This is a genomic window from Pseudomonas sp. GW821-FHT05H12 (assembly GCF_059419385.1).
This window is the reverse complement of sequence record NZ_JBWKRS010000005.1, coordinates 129,753-148,199: the sequence shown is the minus strand read 5'-3', so window position 1 is coordinate 148,199 and position 18,447 is coordinate 129,753. Positions and strand designations below refer to the sequence as shown.

12 protein-coding genes are annotated in these 18,447 nt (G+C 62.2%); 3 read left to right on the top strand and 9 right to left on the bottom strand.

What is annotated here, in order from left to right; genetic code table 11:
- Window positions 1-54: 54 nt before the first annotated feature.
- Complete coding sequence (locus AC07SU_RS06435) at window positions 55-2,580, top strand: PepSY domain-containing protein (protein ID WP_494996543.1); 2,526 nt, start codon at window positions 55-57, stop codon at window positions 2,578-2,580.
- A gap of 115 nt (window positions 2,581-2,695) precedes the next feature.
- On the opposite strand, the gene AC07SU_RS06430 is transcribed toward AC07SU_RS06435, so the two are convergent.
- The 4 genes from AC07SU_RS06430 to ptsP form a co-directional block, all read right to left on the bottom strand.
- On the bottom strand, window positions 2,696-4,237 hold the full coding sequence (locus AC07SU_RS06430; protein WP_494996542.1) for an alkaline phosphatase D family protein: 1,542 nt from the start codon (window positions 4,235-4,237) through the stop codon (window positions 2,696-2,698).
- Between the two features lie 138 nt (window positions 4,238-4,375).
- A complete protein-coding gene (locus tag AC07SU_RS06425; protein WP_494996541.1) occupies window positions 4,376-6,082 on the bottom strand; it encodes a PTS fructose-like transporter subunit IIB in 1,707 nt (568 codons plus the stop codon).
- Between the two features lie 11 nt (window positions 6,083-6,093).
- On the bottom strand, window positions 6,094-7,014 hold the full coding sequence (pfkB, locus tag AC07SU_RS06420) for a 1-phosphofructokinase (RefSeq protein WP_494996540.1): 921 nt from the start codon (window positions 7,012-7,014) through the stop codon (window positions 6,094-6,096).
- The gene (ptsP, locus tag AC07SU_RS06415) at window positions 7,015-9,873 is read right to left on the bottom strand and encodes a phosphoenolpyruvate--protein phosphotransferase (protein WP_494996539.1); all 2,859 of its coding nucleotides are present in this window, start codon (window positions 9,871-9,873) and stop codon (window positions 7,015-7,017) included. It abuts the gene before it with no gap.
- 294 nt (window positions 9,874-10,167) lie between these two features.
- On the opposite strand from ptsP, the gene cra reads away from it, so the two are divergent.
- Window positions 10,168-11,163, top strand: coding sequence for a catabolite repressor/activator (gene cra / locus AC07SU_RS06410; protein ID WP_176995134.1), 996 nt, complete (start codon window positions 10,168-10,170; stop codon window positions 11,161-11,163).
- 2 nt (window positions 11,164-11,165) lie between these two features.
- On the top strand, window positions 11,166-11,942 hold the full coding sequence (locus tag AC07SU_RS06405) for a TatD family hydrolase (protein ID WP_494996538.1): 777 nt from the start codon (window positions 11,166-11,168) through the stop codon (window positions 11,940-11,942).
- On the opposite strand, the gene AC07SU_RS06400 is transcribed toward AC07SU_RS06405, so the two are convergent.
- From AC07SU_RS06400 to AC07SU_RS06380, 5 genes are all read right to left on the bottom strand, one after another.
- A complete protein-coding gene (locus AC07SU_RS06400) occupies window positions 11,889-12,326 on the bottom strand; it encodes a hypothetical protein (protein WP_494996537.1) in 438 nt (145 codons plus the stop codon). The genes AC07SU_RS06405 and AC07SU_RS06400 overlap by 54 nt on opposite strands.
- Window positions 12,327-12,453: 127 nt before the next feature.
- Complete coding sequence (locus tag AC07SU_RS06395; protein WP_494996536.1) at window positions 12,454-14,484, bottom strand: methyl-accepting chemotaxis protein; 2,031 nt, start codon at window positions 14,482-14,484, stop codon at window positions 12,454-12,456.
- 152 nt (window positions 14,485-14,636) lie between these two features.
- On the bottom strand, window positions 14,637-15,473 hold the full coding sequence (gene ampE / locus AC07SU_RS06390) for a regulatory signaling modulator protein AmpE (RefSeq protein ID WP_494996535.1): 837 nt from the start codon (window positions 15,471-15,473) through the stop codon (window positions 14,637-14,639).
- Complete coding sequence (gene ampD, locus AC07SU_RS06385) at window positions 15,470-16,033, bottom strand: 1,6-anhydro-N-acetylmuramyl-L-alanine amidase AmpD (protein ID WP_494996534.1); 564 nt, start codon at window positions 16,031-16,033, stop codon at window positions 15,470-15,472. Before ampD ends, ampE begins: the two co-directional genes overlap by 4 nt.
- Window positions 16,034-16,094: 61 nt before the next feature.
- On the bottom strand, window positions 16,095-18,251 hold the full coding sequence (locus tag AC07SU_RS06380; protein ID WP_176995140.1) for a DUF1631 domain-containing protein: 2,157 nt from the start codon (window positions 18,249-18,251) through the stop codon (window positions 16,095-16,097).
- Between the last annotated feature and the right edge of the window lie 196 nt (window positions 18,252-18,447).

The following is an 18,447-nucleotide window of genomic DNA, read 5'->3' as shown; positions in this document are numbered from 1 at the left end:
CACGGCATAATGCGCGCCGTGACAACAATATCCAGATGAGCGAGGCGGTCCGACGTGTTGAAGAAAACCCTGTTCCAGTTGCACTGGTTCTTCGGCATCACTGCCGGGCTGGTGCTGGCGTTGATGGGGATCACCGGGGCTGCGGTCTCGTTTCAGGATGAAATACTGCTGGTGCTCAACCCGACCGTGTTGAGTGTGCAAAAGCGCGAGGCCGGCGTACTGCCGCCTGCAGAACTGGTGCGCAAGCTCGAAGCCACCGAAGGCAAGACCGTGTCGATGCTGTGGGTCGAAAGCGAAAGCGGCCACGCCGCGCGCGTGTTCTTCACCCCGCCAGCCGGTGAACGTCGCGGCCAGATGCGCTACTTCGACCCTTACACCGGCGACTACATGGGCGACGCCGTCGGCCAGGACGTGTTCGGCTTTATCTTGCAGCTGCACCGCTTCCTCGTCATGGGGGATACCGGCCGCCAAATCACCGGTGCCTGCACACTGATCCTGGTGTTCTTCTGCCTGTCGGGCCTGTACCTGCGCTGGCCGCGCCAAGCGGCGAACTGGCGCGCCTGGCTGACCCTGGACTGGCGCAAAAAAGGCCGCAGTTTCAATTGGGACCTGCACTCGGTGTTCGGCACCTGGTGCCTGCTCGCCTATTTGCTGGCCGCACTGACCGGCCTGTATTGGTCCTACGATTGGTACAACCAAGGCGTGACGAAGCTCTTGTCCGACGCGCCACAAAATGAACGCATGCGCAAACGCGGCCCTCCACCCGCAGGCCCGGCGCCGGTAGCCAACTACGACGCCATCTGGAGCAGCATCTACAGCAATGCCGGACCTGGCTTGAGCGCCTACAACATCCGCATGCCAGCGGTCGCCGGCCAGCCGGCCACCGTCTACTACCTGCTTAAAGACTCGCCCCATGACCGGGCGCTGAACCAGATCAACCTCGACCCGGCCAGCGGCGAGGTCAAATCCCACGACCGCTACGCCAGCAAGTCCCTGGGCTCCCGGCTGCTGACTAGCGTCTATGCGCTGCACACCGGCAGCTACTTCGGTTTGATTGGGCGCATCATCCTCACCATCAGCGCGCTGTGCATGCCGCTGTTCTTTATTACCGGCTGGCTGCTCTACCTCGACCGCCGCCGTAAAAAGCGCCACGTCCGCGATGCCCGCCAAGGCCTTGTCGCCAACAGCAGCGATGCGCCAGCCTGGTTGATCGGCTTCGCCAGCCAGAGCGGCTTTGCCGAGCAACTGGCCTGGCAGACCGCCGGGCAATTGCAGGCCGCTGGGCTGCCGGTGAAGGTGCAGCCCTTGGGCAGCGTCAGCCGCGACGACCTGAGCCAGTCGCACCATGCGCTGTTCGTGGTCAGCACCTTCGGCGACGGCGAAGCCCCCGACAGCGCCCGTGGTTTCGAACGCAGCGTGCTCGGCCAGGACCTGTCCCTCAAAGGCCTGAACTACTCGGTACTGGCCCTGGGTGATCGCCAATACGAACACTTCTGCGGCTTCGCCCGACGCCTGCATTTCTGGCTGACCCACCAAGGCGGCAACGCGTTGTTTGCGCCGGTGGAAGTCGACAGCGGCGACGCCGACGCCCTGCTCACCTGGCAACAGCAACTGGGCCAACTCACCGGCCAGGCGCCCGCCGCGACCTGGCAAGCGGCGCCGTTCGAAAACTGGTCACTGAGCCAACGCACGCTGCTCAACCGCGACAGCGTGGGCTCGGATATCTACTTGCTGGGCCTCACACCGCCGTCGCCGCAAAGCTGGTTGGCGGGTGACCTGGTGGAAGTCCTGCCCCGCAACTGCCCGTGGGCCATCGAGCATTTCCTCGGTGGCCTCGGCCTGGCGGGCAGTGACGGTGTGGTGATCGACGGGCTGGCGCAGTCCCTCAGCCTGGCATTGGCGACACGGCAACTGCCGGAAAACCGCACCCATCTGGTCGGCCTGCATGCCCAGGCGCTGGTGAACGCGCTGGTGCCGTTGGGCATGCGCGAATACTCCATCGCCTCGATTGCCAGCGACGGTGTGCTGGAGTTGATCGTGCGCCAGGAACGTCACCCCGACGGCAGCCTGGGCGTGGGCTCTGGCTGGCTGACGGAGCACGCCGCGATCGGTTCGGGCATCAGCCTGCGCCTGCGCCGCAACAGCGGTTTCCACCTGCCAGAAGCGCCAGTGCCGCTGATTCTACTGGGCAACGGCACCGGCCTGGCAGGCCTGCGCAGCTTGCTCAAGGCACGCATCGTCGAGGGCCATACACGCAATTGGCTGCTGTTTGGCGAGCGCAATATCAAGCACGACTTCCTGTGCCAGGACGAACTGCAAGGCTGGCTGGCCAGCGGTGACCTGGCGCTGCTCGACCTGGCGTTTTCTCGCGATCAGGAAGAAAAAATCTACGTGCAGGACCGCCTGCGTGAGTCGGCCGATGTGTTGCGCAAATGGGTAGCCGATGGCGCCGCGATTTATGTCTGCGGCAGTCTGGAGGGAATGGCGACCGGCGTTGACCGGGCGCTGGTGGACATCCTGGGGAGCGAGGCGGTGGAACGGTTGATCGAGCAAGGCCGCTATCGTCGCGACGTGTACTAATGACTCCCGGACGAAGACGTTCAAATGTGGGAGCTGGCTTGCCTGCGATAGCGATGGTGAATTCACTATCGTCATCGCAGGCAAGCCAGCTCCCACAGTTTGATCGTATTCCAGGTCAGGCGGGTTGCAGTTTTTGTTCGAACACCGAGACGCCATCCAAATCCCGCAATATCACGGTCAATTCCGCCGTCTGCCCATCAATCTGCACCTCGCCGAAAAACTGAAACCCGGCAAACGGTGAACTGTTCTGCACCGCCGGCGCCTTCTGGAACACCACCTCGGGCCCGAAGGTTTTATCCAGCGCATTCGGCCCGAAACTCCCGGCGTTCAACGGCCCGGCGACGAACTCCCAGAACGGTTCGAAATCCTGGAACGCCGCGCGATCCGGGTGGTAATGGTGGGCAGCGCAGTAATGCACATCCGCCGTCAGCCACACGTGATTACGCACGTTTTGTGCCCTTAAAAAGCCCAGCAGTTCGGCCATTTCCAGCTCGCGCCCTTGGGGTGCGCCCGGATCGTTATTGGCGATGGCTTCCCAGCGCGGCACGCCCGGGCTGACCTCGCCGTCGGGCACGCCGAGGCCGATGGGCATGTCGGCGGCGACGACTTTCCACTGGGCCTGGGAGCCCTTGAGTTCGCGCTTGAGCCACTCCAGCTGTTCACGCCCCATGAAGGGTTTTTCGCCGCCCAGGTTGTCATCGTTGGGCCCGCGATAGCTGCGCATGTCCAGCACGAACACATCCAGCAACGGGCCATAGCTGAGCTTGCGGTAAATGCGCCCGCCACCGTCAGCCGCCTGCCGGCGCATGGGGGAATATTCCAGCCAGGCCTGGCGTGCGCGGCCGACCAGGGTGTTGATGTCCTTGGTCTGGTAACGCTCGTCCAGCTGCTTGCTCGGCGACCAGTTATTGACCACCTCATGGTCGTCCCACTGCCAGATCTGCGGCACTTCGGCATTGAAGCGACGCACGTTCTCATCCATCAGGTTGTAGCGGTAATTACCGCGATATTCATCCAGGGTTTCAGCGACTTTGCTCTTGGCTTCGGTGGTGATATTGCGCCAGATGCGCCCACCTTCCGTGGTGAGCTGCGCGGGTACCGGGCCGTCGGCGTAAATGGTGTCGCCGCTGTGGATAAAGAAGTCCGGCAAACGCAGGCGCATGGCTTCGTAAATACGCATGCCACCGATATCCGGGTTGATGCCGAAGCCTTGGCCAACGGTGTCGCCGCTCCACACAAAGCGGATGTCGCGACGCTGTTGCGGCACGCTGCGCAAGTGGCCGAACCAGGGCTCGCTGGCGACGCCGGTCTGGGCATCTTCGAAGTGCACGCGATAGAAAATCGCCTGGTCGGCGGGCAAGCCGGTGAGTTCGACTCGGGCGGTAAAGTCGGTGCGGTTATCGGCCAGGGGCGAGATGAACCTGCGCGGGTTGCTGAACACACTGCGGGTGTCCCACTCCACCACCATCCGCGCCGGGCGGTCGCTGCGGCTCCAGATCATGGCTCGGTCGCCCAGCAGGTCACCGGACTGAACGCCGTCGGTGAGTTGCGGACGGTCTTTCACCGAAGCGATCACCGCCGGCGCCAGGCCCGGCAGCAACAGGCCAGCACCGACGGCTTGCATCACGCGGCGGCGGCCGAGGTCGAAGTGGCTCATGCAGGTTCCCTCTTGAGCGTCAAAAGGAAACTAAACCACGCGGGGATGAAAACCAGATGACACCTGTGGGAGCTGGCTTGCCTGCGATGGGGCCCTTGAGGACGCCATCGCTGGCAAGCCGGCTCCTACAGGTGGGAGTCATGCGGAAGTGACGACCAGCTCTTCAGTGTCCGGGCGCTTGATCAGGGCGTAGACCAAGCCAGTCAGCACGCTACCAGCCACAATCGCCAGCAGATACAACAGCGCATGGTTCATCGCATTCGGGATAACCAGCACCGCCAGGCCACCGTGGGGCGCTGCCAGTTTGCAGCCGAAATACATCGAAATTGCCCCTGCCAACGCGCCGCCCGCGATGCTCGCCGGAATCACGCGCAGTGGGTCTTTGGCCGCAAACGGAATCGCACCTTCGGAGATAAACACCATCCCGAGAATGATCGCCGCCTTGCCGGCCTCTCGCTCTGTCTGGGCGAACTTGCGGCGCGCAAGGAAGGTGGCGATGCCCATGCCAATCGGCGGCACCATACCCGCCGCCATCACGGCGGCAATCGGCCCACCACTGTGCTCCGCCAACATGCCCACGGAAAACGCATAGGCCGCCTTGTTGATCGGCCCACCAAGGTCGACGCACATCATGCCGCCCAACAGAATGCCCAGCAGCACCGCGTTGGTCGTGCCCATATCATTGAGGTAGGCGGTCAAGCCAACGAGCATGCGCGCCACCGGCGGCCCGATCAGATAGATCATCGCCAGGCCGGTGACCAGGCTCGCCAGCAACGGGATGATCAGGATCGGTTTAAGCGCATCCAGGCTCTGCGGCAATCGGATCGCGCGGTTGACGAGCTTGACGCAGTAGCCGGCCACGAAACCGGCGAAAATCCCACCGATAAATCCCGCCCCCAAGGTCGTTGCCAGCAAGCCGCCGATCATTCCGGGGGCCAAGGCTGGTCGGTCTGCGATGGAGTAGGCGATGTAGCCTGCCAGCAGCGGCACCATCAGCATAAAGGCCTGACCACCGACGTTTTTCAAGGCCGCAGCGAGTGAACCTTGTTCTTCAAAAGCGGTGATGCCAAACATGTACGACAAGGCGATTAACAACCCACCCGCCACCACCATCGGCAACATGAACGACACGCCGGTGAGCAGGTGTTTGTACACGCCGGTTTTTTCCGACTGGGCCACCGCTGCACTGCCGGTGCTTTCCACCGCGCCTTCGGCCAACGCTTTTTTCAGCGTCGCTTCGGATTGCTTGAGGGCGATGCCCGTGCCGCAGCGGTAAATTTTCTTGCCGGCAAACCGCTCGGTGGCCACCTCGATGTCCGCCGCCAACAGCACCACATCGGCCTCGGCAATCGCTTGCGCACTTAATGGCGTACGCGCGCCCACCGAACCCTGGGTCTCGACTTGCAAGTCGTAGCCCAGCCGCTTGGCGGCTTGCTGCAGGGCTTCGGCGGCCATGAACGTGTGCGCCACCCCGGTAGGGCACGCGGTGATTGCGACGATGCGCGGCGCGGTCTTGGCTGCCGTTTCAGTGGCGACGTAAACCTCGGCCTCTTCGGCCCCACGCCGCAATACCGCCTCGACGTCCGCCAGCGCCTGAGCCGGCGTGCTCTGGAACACACGCTTGCCGACAAACCGCTGCATGTCCACCGGCGTGCTGCTGACCAACAACACCCATTCGGCGGCGTCGAGGGTGGCCTGGGACAATTGGCGTTCAGGGCGCTGCCCATCGACCACTTCGACACTGGTGCTCCAGCCCTGACGTTGCGCGGCGGCGTCCAACAAGCGGGCGCACAGCACACTGGTGACCATGCCGTTCGGGCAGGCGGTAACAATGGCTAACTTCATCACAAACCCTCTTATTGTTCTGTCAGCGTACGCACGTGGACGCCGCTTTCGAGGCGCGCCAACTGCGCGTCATCGCTGATGCCGAAACCGATCTGCGTCACCGCCATCGCGGCAATCGCCGTGGCGCGGCGCAAGGTCTGCTCGGGTGCATCGCCAGCGAGCAAGCCGTGAAGCATCCCGGCCAGCAACGAATCGCCCGCACCCACGGTGCTCGCGACCGTGACCTTGGGCGGCGTGGCATGCAGCGCCACCTGGGGGCTGTACCAACTCACGCCCGCAGCGCCGTCGGAGACCACGACATGCTCCACGCCCAGTTCATGCAGGCGATGGATAGCGTCGGTGGCATTGCCCAGCGCCTCGGCCAGTTCTTCGGTGTTGGGTTTGACCAGCCACGGTCCAGCTTGTAGGCCGGCGCGCAAGGCTTCGCCACTGGTGTCCAGGGCGACTTTCAAACCCAGGCCTTTGATTTTCTCGAGCAAACCCTGGAACCATTGAGGGGTGATACCACGCGGCAGGCTGCCTGCCACCACCACCGCGTCGAATTCAGGGCCGACGATGGTGATGAGTCTGAGCAGTTCTTCTTGCGCCTCTTCACTCACCAGCGGCCCCGGCGCATTGATGTCGGTAACCCGGCCATCCCGCTCGGCAATCTTGATATTGCTGCGTGTCTCACCGGGCACCCGAATAAACGCATTGCCAAACTTACGACGGGCAATCAACGCGTCGAAAGCCTGGGGATTTTCCGCACCGAGAAACCCGCCCACACTCACCTGATGGCCCAGATCGGCCAGTACCTGCGCCACGTTCACGCCCTTGCCGGCCGCGTGGGTCAGCAAGGTTTCGCTGCGATTGACTTCACCCGGTTCCAGGTGCGCCAAGCGCACGGTCAGGTCCAACGCCGGGTTCAGCGTCAGGGTCAGAATCCTTGCCATTTACACGGCCTCCACAAGGGCACGCACGTCGGCGGGCGAACCCGCTGCCAGTGCTTTTTGCGCCAGGCCCTGGGCCTCGCTCAGGCTGAATTCACGCACCCGCGCCTTCACTTCGGGAATGCTGCGGGCGGACACACTCAACTCATCCACCCCCAGGCCCACCAGCACCGGCACCGCCAACGGGTCGGCCGCCAACTCGCCGCACACACCCACCCATTTGCCATGGGCGTGGGCGGCTCGCACGGTGATGTCGATCAGTTGCAACACTGCCGGGTGCAGGCCATCGGCCTGGGCGGACAAGGTCGGGTGACCACGGTCGATGGCCAGGGTGTATTGGGTCAGGTCATTGGTGCCGACACTGAAGAAGTCGACTTCCTTGGCCAGCACCGGCGCGAGCAACGCGGCGGACGGCACCTCAATCATGATGCCCAGTTGCAGGTCGGCCACCGGGATTTCCAGGCGCAAGCGCTCGGTCATGTCACGGGCGGCGCGCCACTCGTCCACACTGCCGACCATGGGGAACATGATGCGCAGTGGGCGGTTGTCTGCCGAGCGCAGCAGCGCACGCAATTGTGCTTCCATGATCTGCGGGCGCTGCAAGGTCAGGCGAATGCCACGCACGCCAAGGAACGGGTTTTCTTCCTGGGCAATGGGCCAGTAAGGCAGCGGTTTGTCACCGCCGACGTCGAGGGTGCGCACCACCAGCGGGCGACCGTCGAGGCCGTCGAGCACACGACGGTATTCGGCTTCCTGGGTGGCTTCATCCGGCGCTTGCGGGTGGGCCATGAAAATCAGTTCGGTACGCAGCAGGCCGATCCCTTCGGCGCCTTGTTCAACGGCACTGGCAACGCCGGCGCTTTCGCCGATATTGGCGAACACTTCCACGGCGTGGCCGTCGCGGGTCAAGGCCGATTCATGGCGTTGGGCCGAGGCCGCTTGCAGGCGTTGTTCGCGGGTGTCACGTTCGACGGTGGCGCGTTGCAGGGTGGCGGCGTCGGCGTCCACGTGCAGGCGACCGCGCTGGCCATCGAGCAACAGCGGTGTGCCCGGCGCCAACAGCAAAACGGCAGCACCTGCGCCCACCAAGGCTGGGATGCCCAGGGCACGGGCGACGATAGCGCTGTGAGCGGTGGCGCCGCCACGGGCGGTGAGGATACCGGCCACGCGGGCCGGGTCCAGGCGTGCGACGTCGGACGGGCCAACTTCATCCATTACCAGAATGTAGGGCTGGCTCGGCTCCTGGGCGGTTTCGACCCCGCAGAGTTGCGCCAGCACACGCCGGCCAATGTCGCGCAAGTCGGCGGCACGCTCGGCAAGCAAGGCATCCTGCAGCGATTCCTGCTGCTTGGCGGCGGCCTCGATCACGCTCATCCAGGCGGCTTCGGCGCTTTCACCCTGCTTGAGACGGGTATCGACTTCGTCGGTGAGTTCCGGGTCGTCGAGCATCTCCTGGTGCGTGATGAAAATCTCGCGGATGGCTTTGGCTGGGCTGCGTTCGATCAGCCCCTGGATATCACGGCGCACCTCGGCCAAGGCGTCTTGCAGGCGCTGACGCTCAATGGAGGAAGACTCGCCGCGCAACGGGTAATCAAATACCTGCTGGACCTGGACGTGCGCCGGGCCGATGGCAATGCCCGGCGCGGCGGCGATGGCCTGGATCTGGCTGCCGGACACGGGGGCGCTGATTACGGGCTCGATATCAACAGTGGCAGGCTGCGCGCTGGCCGTCGGCAACGGCTCGACCTCTTCACCCAACCCCGCTTCGACCGCTGCCAACAGAGCGGGCAGCGCATCACCGGCAATCGACGGCTCGGCAACAAATTCCAGCACCTGGCCGCGACGCGCGCCGAGGCTGAGCAACTTGCTCAGGCTTTTCACCGACACGGCGCCCACCGGGCCATCGATGACGCGCACCCGCAAATCGCCGTCAAACTGCTTCGCCAACTGCGCCAGCACCTTGGCCGGCCGGGCGTGCAGGCCGTGGGCGTTGGCCAAGGTAATCCGGGCGCTGGGCCAGTCGGCAGGCAGCTCGCCGCCGAGCACTTCGAGCACGGCACGGCTGCTGGTGGCGCGGCCCAGTTCCTGCCCGCGCCCTTCAATCAGCAACGCGCACAGGCGTTCAAGCAACGCTTGGTGCGCCTCGCCGAGGCTGGCCAGGCAGAACACGCCATTGAGGGGCTGGCCGAGGTAACGCATGGGTTTGTCGGGGGTGACGAAGGCAAGGCCGGGGCGCTTCACCGTCTGCTCACTGTGCAGCCACCAGAGGCCATCACCCAGGGGCAGGGCGTCGACTTGCTGCAAGACGGCGGCGAAACCATTGCTCACGCAATCGGCCTGGCGCAGCAGGCGTGCGCCTCGCCATACCAGCTCTTCGAAATCATCGGCGGACACGCCCAGGCTGATCATCTGTGCATCCAGCGCCAGTTCCTGCGGCGCACCTTGCAGCAGTTTCAGCAAGGCTTCGGCGGAACCGGCACGACGCAGCGCCTGGCCCAGGTCGGTTTCACCGAGGGCGCGGGTAAGCAGTTGCAGCAGACGCAGGTGTTCATCGGATTTGGCGGCAATGCCGATGGCCAGGTAGACGATCTGGCCGTCGCCCCAATCCACCCCTTCGGGGAACTGCAGCAGGCGCACACCGGTGGAGAACACTTGGTCGCGGGTTTCGGGAGTACCGTGGGGAATGGCGATGCCTTGGCCGAGAAAGGTCGAGCCTTGGGCTTCACGGGCTTGCAACCCACTGAGGTAACCCTCGGCGACCAGACCGTCGGCCACCAGTTTGTCCGCGAGCAGGTGCAAGGCAGCAGATTTATCCACAGCCACCTGGCCCATGGAAATCTGCTCTACAGTGAGCTCAAGCATGCCGTTCTCCTAGTTAGTGCGAGGGGCGCACTAGGTATTGTTTTGAATAAATCAGCGCACGGGTGTTCAAAAATAACTGACTGAGTGGTCAATTGGCAGTAGCCACTGAGTCACGAACGTCGTAAAAATACGCCAGCTGAAACGTTTAATCTAGAATTTATGGCAGGTTAACCGCTAATTGAGCATCCTTGAAGAACCACTCGGCGCTTGAGCCCAGACGTTAGTCGCGTGCAGGAATCGGTTACGATTGGACAAAATGTCGGGGCAAGCTCTAAAAAACAAGGAAATCCCGGTTTGAAACTCAGCGATATTGCACGTCTGGCCGGTGTGTCCGTGACCACCGCCAGCTATGTCATCAATGGCAAGGCCGAACAGCAACGCATCAGCAACGCGACCGTCGAGCGCGTGCGAGCGGTGGTCGAAGCCCATGGCTTTACGCCCAACCCCCAGGCGGCCGGACTGCGCAGTCGGCATACGCGCACCTTGGGCTTTATCCTGCCGGACCTGGAAAACCCCAGTTACGCACGGATCGCCAAGTTGCTGGAGCAAGGTGCTCGCGCCCGGGGCTATCAGCTGCTGATCGCCAGCTCTGACGATGAGGCCGACAGCGAACGCCAACTGCTGCAACTGTTTCGCGCCCGTCGCTGCGACGCACTGTTTGTGGCCAGCTGCCTGCCAGCCAGCGATGACAGCTACCGCGAGCTGCAAGCCAAAGGCCTGCCGGTGATCGCCATCGACCGGGTGATGGACACGGGCCAGTTCTGCTCGGTGGTCAGCGACGACCGCCAGGCCTGCCAACAACTGACCAGCAGCCTGCTGCAACCACTGCCCAAACAGATCGTGCTGATCGGCGCACACCCCGAGCTGAGCATCAGCCAGGAACGCGCCGCCGGTTTTCGCGAGGCACTGCGCGACTTCAAGGGCGACGTGCTGATCGAACAGGGCGAAGCCTTCAGCCGCGACTGCGGTCGGCAGTTGATGGAACAACTCCTGCAGCGTCTGGGGCATTTGCCGGATGCACTGGTGACGACGTCCTACGTGCTGCTGCAAGGCGTGTTCGACGCGCTGCATGACTTCCCGCTCAAATCACGACCGCTGCGCCTAGGCACCTTCGGTGATACGCAGTTGCTGGACTTCCTGCCACTGCCCGTCAACGCCATGGCCCAACAGCATCAACTGATCGCCGACACCGCCCTGCGCCTGGCCCTCGCCGCGATTGAAGAAGAACAGTACCAACCCGGCGTGCACGCCATCAGCCGTACCTTCAAGCAGCGTATTCACGAGGCCTGAGTGTGGAGCTGATCGACACCCACACGCACCTGGACTTCCCGGACTTCGACAGCGATCGCCGGGAAGTCCTCGCCCACAGCCGTCAACTCGGGGTGCGGCGCATGGTGGTATTGGGGGTCTATCAGCAGAATTGGCAGCGCGTGTGGGATCTGGTGCAGGGTGACGACAGCCTCTTCGCCGCCTTCGGTCTGCATCCGGTCTACCTCGATGAACATCGCCCGGCCGACCTGACGGAATTGGGCGACTGGCTGAGCCGCCTCCAGGGCCATCGGCAAGTGTGCGCGGTGGGCGAGATCGGCCTGGATTTTTTTCTTGAACACCTGGACCGCGAGCGCCAGCAACGCCTGTTCGAGACACAACTGAAACTGGCCGTGGACTTCCAACTGCCAGCGCTGTTGCACGTACGCCGCAGCCACGCCGCCGTGATCGCCACACTCAAACGTATGCGCGTGCCACGAGGCGGCATCATCCACGCGTTTGCCGGCAGCTACGAAGAAGCCCGCGAGTACATCAAGCTCGGTTTCAAGCTGGGCCTGGGCGGTGCCGCGACCTGGCCCCAGGCCTTGCGCATGCACAAGGTTCTCGGCCAACTGCCCCTGGACGCCGTAGTACTGGAGACCGATTCACCGGACATGGCGCCCGCCATGTACCCCGGCCAACGCAACAGCCCGCAACACCTGCCGGACATCTGTACCGCCCTGGCCGAACGCATGGGCATCAGCCCGTCACGGCTGGCTGAGACGAGCACACGCAATGCGTGCGAGCTGTTCAATTGGTAACCCGCCGACAGGTTTGGCAACTTGCAGGCTGAGCGTTATCCGCTGCCGATGATGGGCATAACGCAACACCAGGAAATGGACCAATACCACCACCAGCGAAATATTGAGTTGCTCAATCACGCTGACCAAACCCACCCACTCGGCGACCAAGGCCACGACCAACACCATGCAGGTCAGTATGAACATGCTCGGATGCACCAGGGCCCAGTGATCCAGCGCCTTGAACTGACGCAGTTGTTTGGGACAGTTCAATTGCAACGTTCGCTGGCAGTACGGGCAATCAAAAGGTTCATGGATAGCAATGGCATTCAATTGCCAAGACTTGAGTTCAAACGTGATATCGCAATGGGCGCAGTGCCCTTTGATGCCGATGGCAATGGTCATGGTGGTGCCCTCCCCTGATCCGTGACTAGCTGAAACAAATTCTCACCCATTCACTCGATCAAAAAAGGGACACGGGGAAATCAAGACATGCACCACGCCCCATACCGAGTATTCCTACCCAAAAGCCCTACACGCGAAACGCGCCGATCAATTGCTTCAACTCGATGACCTGCATCGATAGCTGACGGCTGGCTGCTTCAGTCTGATGCGCACCCTGCGCTGCATGCTCACCCGCACGGTTGATTTCGACGATGTTCCTGTCGATATCGTGGGCCACCGCGGTTTGTTGCTCGACGGCGGCAGCAATCTGTTGGTTCTGATCGACGATCATGCCCACAGCACCAAGGATGTTTTCCAACGCCTGCTGAACCTTTTCCGACTGCCCAACCGTTCCGCTGGCCATGGCATGGCTGGTGCCCATGGCCTTGACCGCCGCGCCGACGCCCGTGTGCAGCCGGCTGATCATCTGTTCGATCTCTTCAGTCGAACGCTGGGTGCGACGCGCCAGGGTGCGCACTTCGTCCGCCACCACCGCGAAACCACGCCCCTGCTCGCCGGCACGTGCGGCCTCGATCGCGGCATTGAGCGCCAGCAGGTTGGTTTGCTCGGCAATGCTTTTGATCACTTCCAGCACACTGCTGATGGCCTGGCTGTCCGTGGCCAGTTGGTTGATCACCTGCACCGACGCATCAATTTCGGACGCCAAGCGCGCGATGCTGCCCTGTTGGGATTGCACCAACCCACGGCCGCTGACCGTCTCATCGTTCACGCTATGGGCACTGCTGACGGCTGCCGCCGCGCTACGCGCAACCTCCTGGGCGGTGGACGACATCTGGTTCATGGCCGTGGCCACTTGTTCGATCTGGCTGCGTTGGCCGGAAACCGCCTGGTTGCTCTGGGCCGACACGCTCTCCACTTGGCCGGCTTGCACCTCGACCTGGCTGACGGTCTGGCCGACGCGCTCGATCAGATCGTGGATCTTGGCGACCGTGCCGTTGAACACCTTGCCCAACTCCCCCAACTCGTCGCGGCTGTGCGCCACAAAGCTGACCGTCATATCGCCCGCTGCCACGTTGTCCATCATCAAGCCCAGGCGCCGCAAGGTGGTGCGGGTGGACGCATAGAACCCTGCATACAGGTAGAAAATCAGTGAAAACACCGCTGCCAGTGCACACACCAGCACCACCATGTGCGTACGGTTTTGTGCCAGGCGCTGCTCCAGTTGCTGTTGAATGAAGGCCAAAGTGGCGTCATCCAACTGGTAGGTCTTGGCCATCAATTGGCTGACGCTGGCATAGAACCCTTGCCACGGGGCGTCGAGGGTTTCGGCCATCACCACCTGTTCCTCGAACAATTCGCTGCCTTGCTTGAGGCTGGCCTGGCTGGCTTGCGCCATTGAATCGAGGGCGCCATGCGCAGCGTTGCTGGCACCCAGTGCGTCTTGCAGTTTCAGGGCGTATTCGCCTTGCAGCTTCTCCAACTGCTGCAACAACTCATCAAACCGAGTGCTGGAAGAGGAATTGATAAACCCCTGGCCCAGAGAGTAAGCACCCATTGCACGCCCTTCGCCGAGGGCCTGGGTCACTTGCGGAGTGATCCCGGTCACTAGGTCGCTGAGCAGGCGCAGATCACTCTGCGAGTCGCGACTCAAGCCGGATTGGCTGGCAATAATCTGGCTGAGCATCTGGGCTTTATTGAGCAGCTTGCCGATCAACGCACTTTTGTTCAGCAGTGACGTTTCCTGCTGTTGGGCCTTGAACGCTGTGATCAATTCGTCGCGCTTGCTATCAAACGCAGCAATTTGCTCGGGGTCGGTCGCCATGGCGGTGAGGCCTTGCAGGCGCGAGAGCACGTTGTGCTCCAAAGCGCTGATCTGGCCTTCAAGGTCGCCCGCCTTGCCAGACTGGCCGAGGGTTGCGTTGATTTGTACCTGGTTGTTGAGGGTTTCCAGATCACGCCGCAAGGTCAGGCTGCTGCCAAGCAAATCGAGGCTTTGCAACTCGATACGCGTGCCCTGGAATTCACGCCAGGAATCACGCACCAGGAAATAGTTGGTCGCCAGCATCGGCAGCAAAAACAGCACGCTGATCAGGCTGAACTTCATGCCGAAGCTCAAGCGGTTCATCAGCGCGACGGCGGGATAGAGCAAGCTCTTCACAGGTGAACTCCCTTTCTTTTATTTTTATTGAGGCGCAGGGCGGCGGCAGATAGCCACTATTTGGCGCTCTGTCTGTATAGCTCAATTCGAAAGGGAGTTTTGTAACGTAAGGTTAACGGCAGGGAAGACTGAAGCTTCCCTGCCGGAGGACGTCAGGGCAATACGGTCCAGATGGCGAACCCGGCATACCACAGCACCGCCGCGCGCAGCAGCAGTTCCCACAGGCGATCCAGGCTGTTGATGCCATCGACGCCGACTACCGGTGGTGGAATTTCTGCTGCCACCAGGCCGACTTTTTCCACCAACTGGGCAGCGCTGATGTCCCAACTCAGCAACTCGTGGAGCATCACCCGGCTGACTGCGACAAAATTGCCCACCAAGGCAAAACTGGCTGCCAGCAAGCGGACCGGCAACCAGTCGAACGCGTGGCGCAGCTGCCCGGCGCGCTCGGCCACCAGAGGGTTCTGGCTGTGCTCGCTGGCCAGCGCCAGCAGGCGATAAGCCAGGGCCGCCACCGGCCCGAGCAGGAAGTACCAGAAGATCACCGCGAAAAAGCTCTGGTACGCCTGCCACAGCAGATGCCCCTGAACCCTTTCGAGCAGTTGCTCGCCGCTGTCTGCAGCGAGCTTGAGATCACGCTCGGCCACATGTTCGGCCGCCTGCAAGTCGCCACGGCGCCACGCATCCCGAAAAGGCCCGAGCCCGGCCAAAAGATCGCCACGCCCCAGGCTGTAGATCACCACCAGCAGGTGCACCGGCAACGCCAACAAGCCATAGGCCACAGGTTCCAGCACCACCAGCAACAAGGCCAGTAGCGCCACCGGCAGTAGCACCAACAACGCAAGAATCAGCCAGGGCTGCTTGCCCATTCGCGGGCTCGACTCCAACTTGGCCAGTTCACGCAGCCATCCGCCGTCGCGCTGCAACCGCTGGCGCAAGGCCGAGAACTTCTCGATCCACACCGCCAGCACCAACACCAGGAAACTCATTGTGCGTGTCCTCCATCCTGCAGGGCGCTGCGAAAGCGCGCCCAATCAAAAGCGGGGCCCGGGTCTGTCTTGCGGCCCGGGGCAATATCGCTGTGACCGCAGATACGCTGACGGGTGATGCCTGGGTAGGCCGCCAGCAGCTGGCGCGTCAGGTCGATCAACGACGCATATTGCGCGTCGGTGAACGGCAGCTCGTCGGTGCCTTCCAATTCAATCCCCAGTGAATAGTCATTGCAGGTGTCCCGCCCTTCAAAGCTGGAAACCCCGGCATGCCAGGCACGGTCCTGGCACGCCACAAACTGCGTCACGGCACCGTCGCGCTCAATCAGGAAATGCGCTGACACACGTAGGTGAGCGATCCCTTCATAGTAGGGATGTTCCGAGACATCCAGCCGGTTCTGGAAAAACTCGTGCACCTTGCCCGTGGCGAACTGCGCCGGTGGCAAGCTGATGTTATGCACCACCAACAGAGAGATTTCGCCTGTCGGGCGCTCGTTGAAGTTGGGCGAAGGGCAATGACGAATGCCCTTGCACCAACCGCTGGTGGGGTCCAACTGCATACGGGTTCCTTGATTAAGACGAGGTGTTACCAGTATGCCGCGTTCAGCCCTGCGGTTGCGATCACTTGCCGCGATTGAGTTGACGCAGGTTGTCGGTCACGGAGGCCAGCGCACGCTCAAACAGCAAGCCTTCGTCCAAACGGCGCAAGGTGCCGCCCTTGAACGCCAAAGCCAGTTGGCCCGCGCTTTTCTCCTGGACCTTGAGCCCCATGCGGCTGACGAAAATGTAGGTGTTGGACGGCGCAACAATCGCCATCAGCTTGCAACGCAGGGCTGCGGCATCGTTCTGCTGGAACTCAAACCAGCCACCGGCCTGCAGCTGTCGCGCCTTGAGCAGGTCAGGGTCATCGCCCGGCAGGGTATCGACAGCATCGGGCAACCCGCTGTCGAGCACAAACGGCTCACGCACTTCCATCAATGCCTCAAGCCCCTCACCGTCAAACGCCTGCACATGCATGGCCTGCAAGCGCACGAAGAATTCACGGGTACTGAACGGGTCGAACGCGGCGCTGGTCAACCCGTCACGCAGCGCCTTGAGCAACCCGGGCAGTTGCTCCAGCAAATGCCGTCCGGCCTCGGTGTCTTTCTGCAGGCCTACGCTCCAGATCAGCTCGTCCATGGTGCGCAGCCCCGCCTGCCACTGCACCGACTGCTCGCCATGCTTGAGGCTGGCCAACAACAGCACCTGGCTCCAGGCCTGCTGCAGAAACTGCACCACTGCCTGGGGCAGCGTCTTACCCAACAACCGCCGATTAAGCACGTCGGCGACACGTTGGCGGGCGGCATCCGTGCGCATCCGACCTTCTTCGGCATCGCGGGTGTGTTGTTCCAGCAGCTCGCAGCGTCGGCGCTCATCAGCAGTAAAAGTGCAGAACTCGGCCAGCAGTTGGGAGAAAATCCCCTGGTCCTCGACGAACTCATTCAATAAACGCTGCACCACCTGCTCGATGCGCAGGTACAGGCTATCGCGCAGGTAATCATCGTTCGGGCTCCAGCCCAGGGCAGCCCTGGCAATTTCGTTGAGCAAACGACGCGCCGGGTGGCTGGTGCGGCTGAACAAGCTTTTGTCCAATACCGCGACTTTTAGCAAGGGCACTTGCAAGCGGGCGATCAAGGCCTTGAAAGCGTCGGGCACGGCGTGATCTTTAAGGATGAACTCGAAGAGCAGCGCGATCAGATTGATAACGTCTTCGTCGGCGTTTTCCACCACCCGGGACTTGCCACTCTTGACGCTGACCCGGGTCAGCAACTGCTCAAGATGATTGCGCAGATCGAAATCGTCCTCGGCCTCGGGCTCAGGTACGTATTGCTGCAAGTGAGAGAGCAGGCGCAACAGGTCACGCGAGGCAATGGGTTGTGGCTCGGCACTGGCTTCAAGGGTAGGGGCCACACGACCGCGCACGGCCACCAATAAGGCTTGCAGGGCGGTGAAGGCTTCATGGCCATTATCTTCGAACGGCGGCTCGGTCATCGGCTGCCGGCCTTCGCGTTGCTGGTCACGTTCTGCTCGACCGCCGGGGCGACGTGACGGCACCGCCTTGAGCTGGGGCAGTACGCCGATAGCCACCAGCAACTGATTAGCCTCGCCATACAGTTGGTCAGCGTCACTGAGTACGTATTTCTCAAACAGCTTGAGCATGATCAGTTTGACACGGATCTCCACACCCAGGCTGCGCCCTGCCCGCAGGAAAAACTCGCAGAGCAGCGCCGGGCCCAAGGGGTTCTCACGTTCTTCCAGTTGCTTGTCCAACAACGCACTCAAACGTGCGGTGAGTTGCGCAAGCGCCAAGCCATCGCGATGTCGTACGCGACCGAGCATAGCCTCCAGTGCCACGGCCTTTTCCAGATCATCACGGGAGGTGCCCGGTATTGCATCGTAAGACACCACCGGCACCAGGTGCAGGTCGCTGCGCCCTGACTGCCCCAGCAGCGCGAAGGCGGCGAACAGTTGCTCCATGAACACGCGTTCGAAATTCTTGCGCTTGAGGCGCAAGTCGCGCATGGCTTCGAAAAAAATATGGTGATCGACGTTGCTTCGAGCCTTGTCGGCCATTTCGAACAGGGTGTCGTCGGCGTTATCGAACAGTTCCTGCAGGCCCTGCTGCAGCTGCTGCGCCGCCTTGTCACGCACCTGCAACAACACCACCGGCAGGCGCGCGAGCGGCGATGGCGTGGCATGTACCTTGTTGATAGGCACCACCTTTCCGTCATTGTGCATCCTGGCCTCCTGAAACGGCGGTGTTGATGGGGAAATGCTCGGGCACAGGCCCGGACGGGCACTGCGAATACCCAGTCATTACCAAGACGTCAAAGCTATGACGCCAATTGCAAGGCGCGAGATTATCTTGCAAACGAGGGCTGTTGCGCCAGCGAACTCTGTCATTTGGTCGTAAATGAGCAGGTCGCTGGGTTCA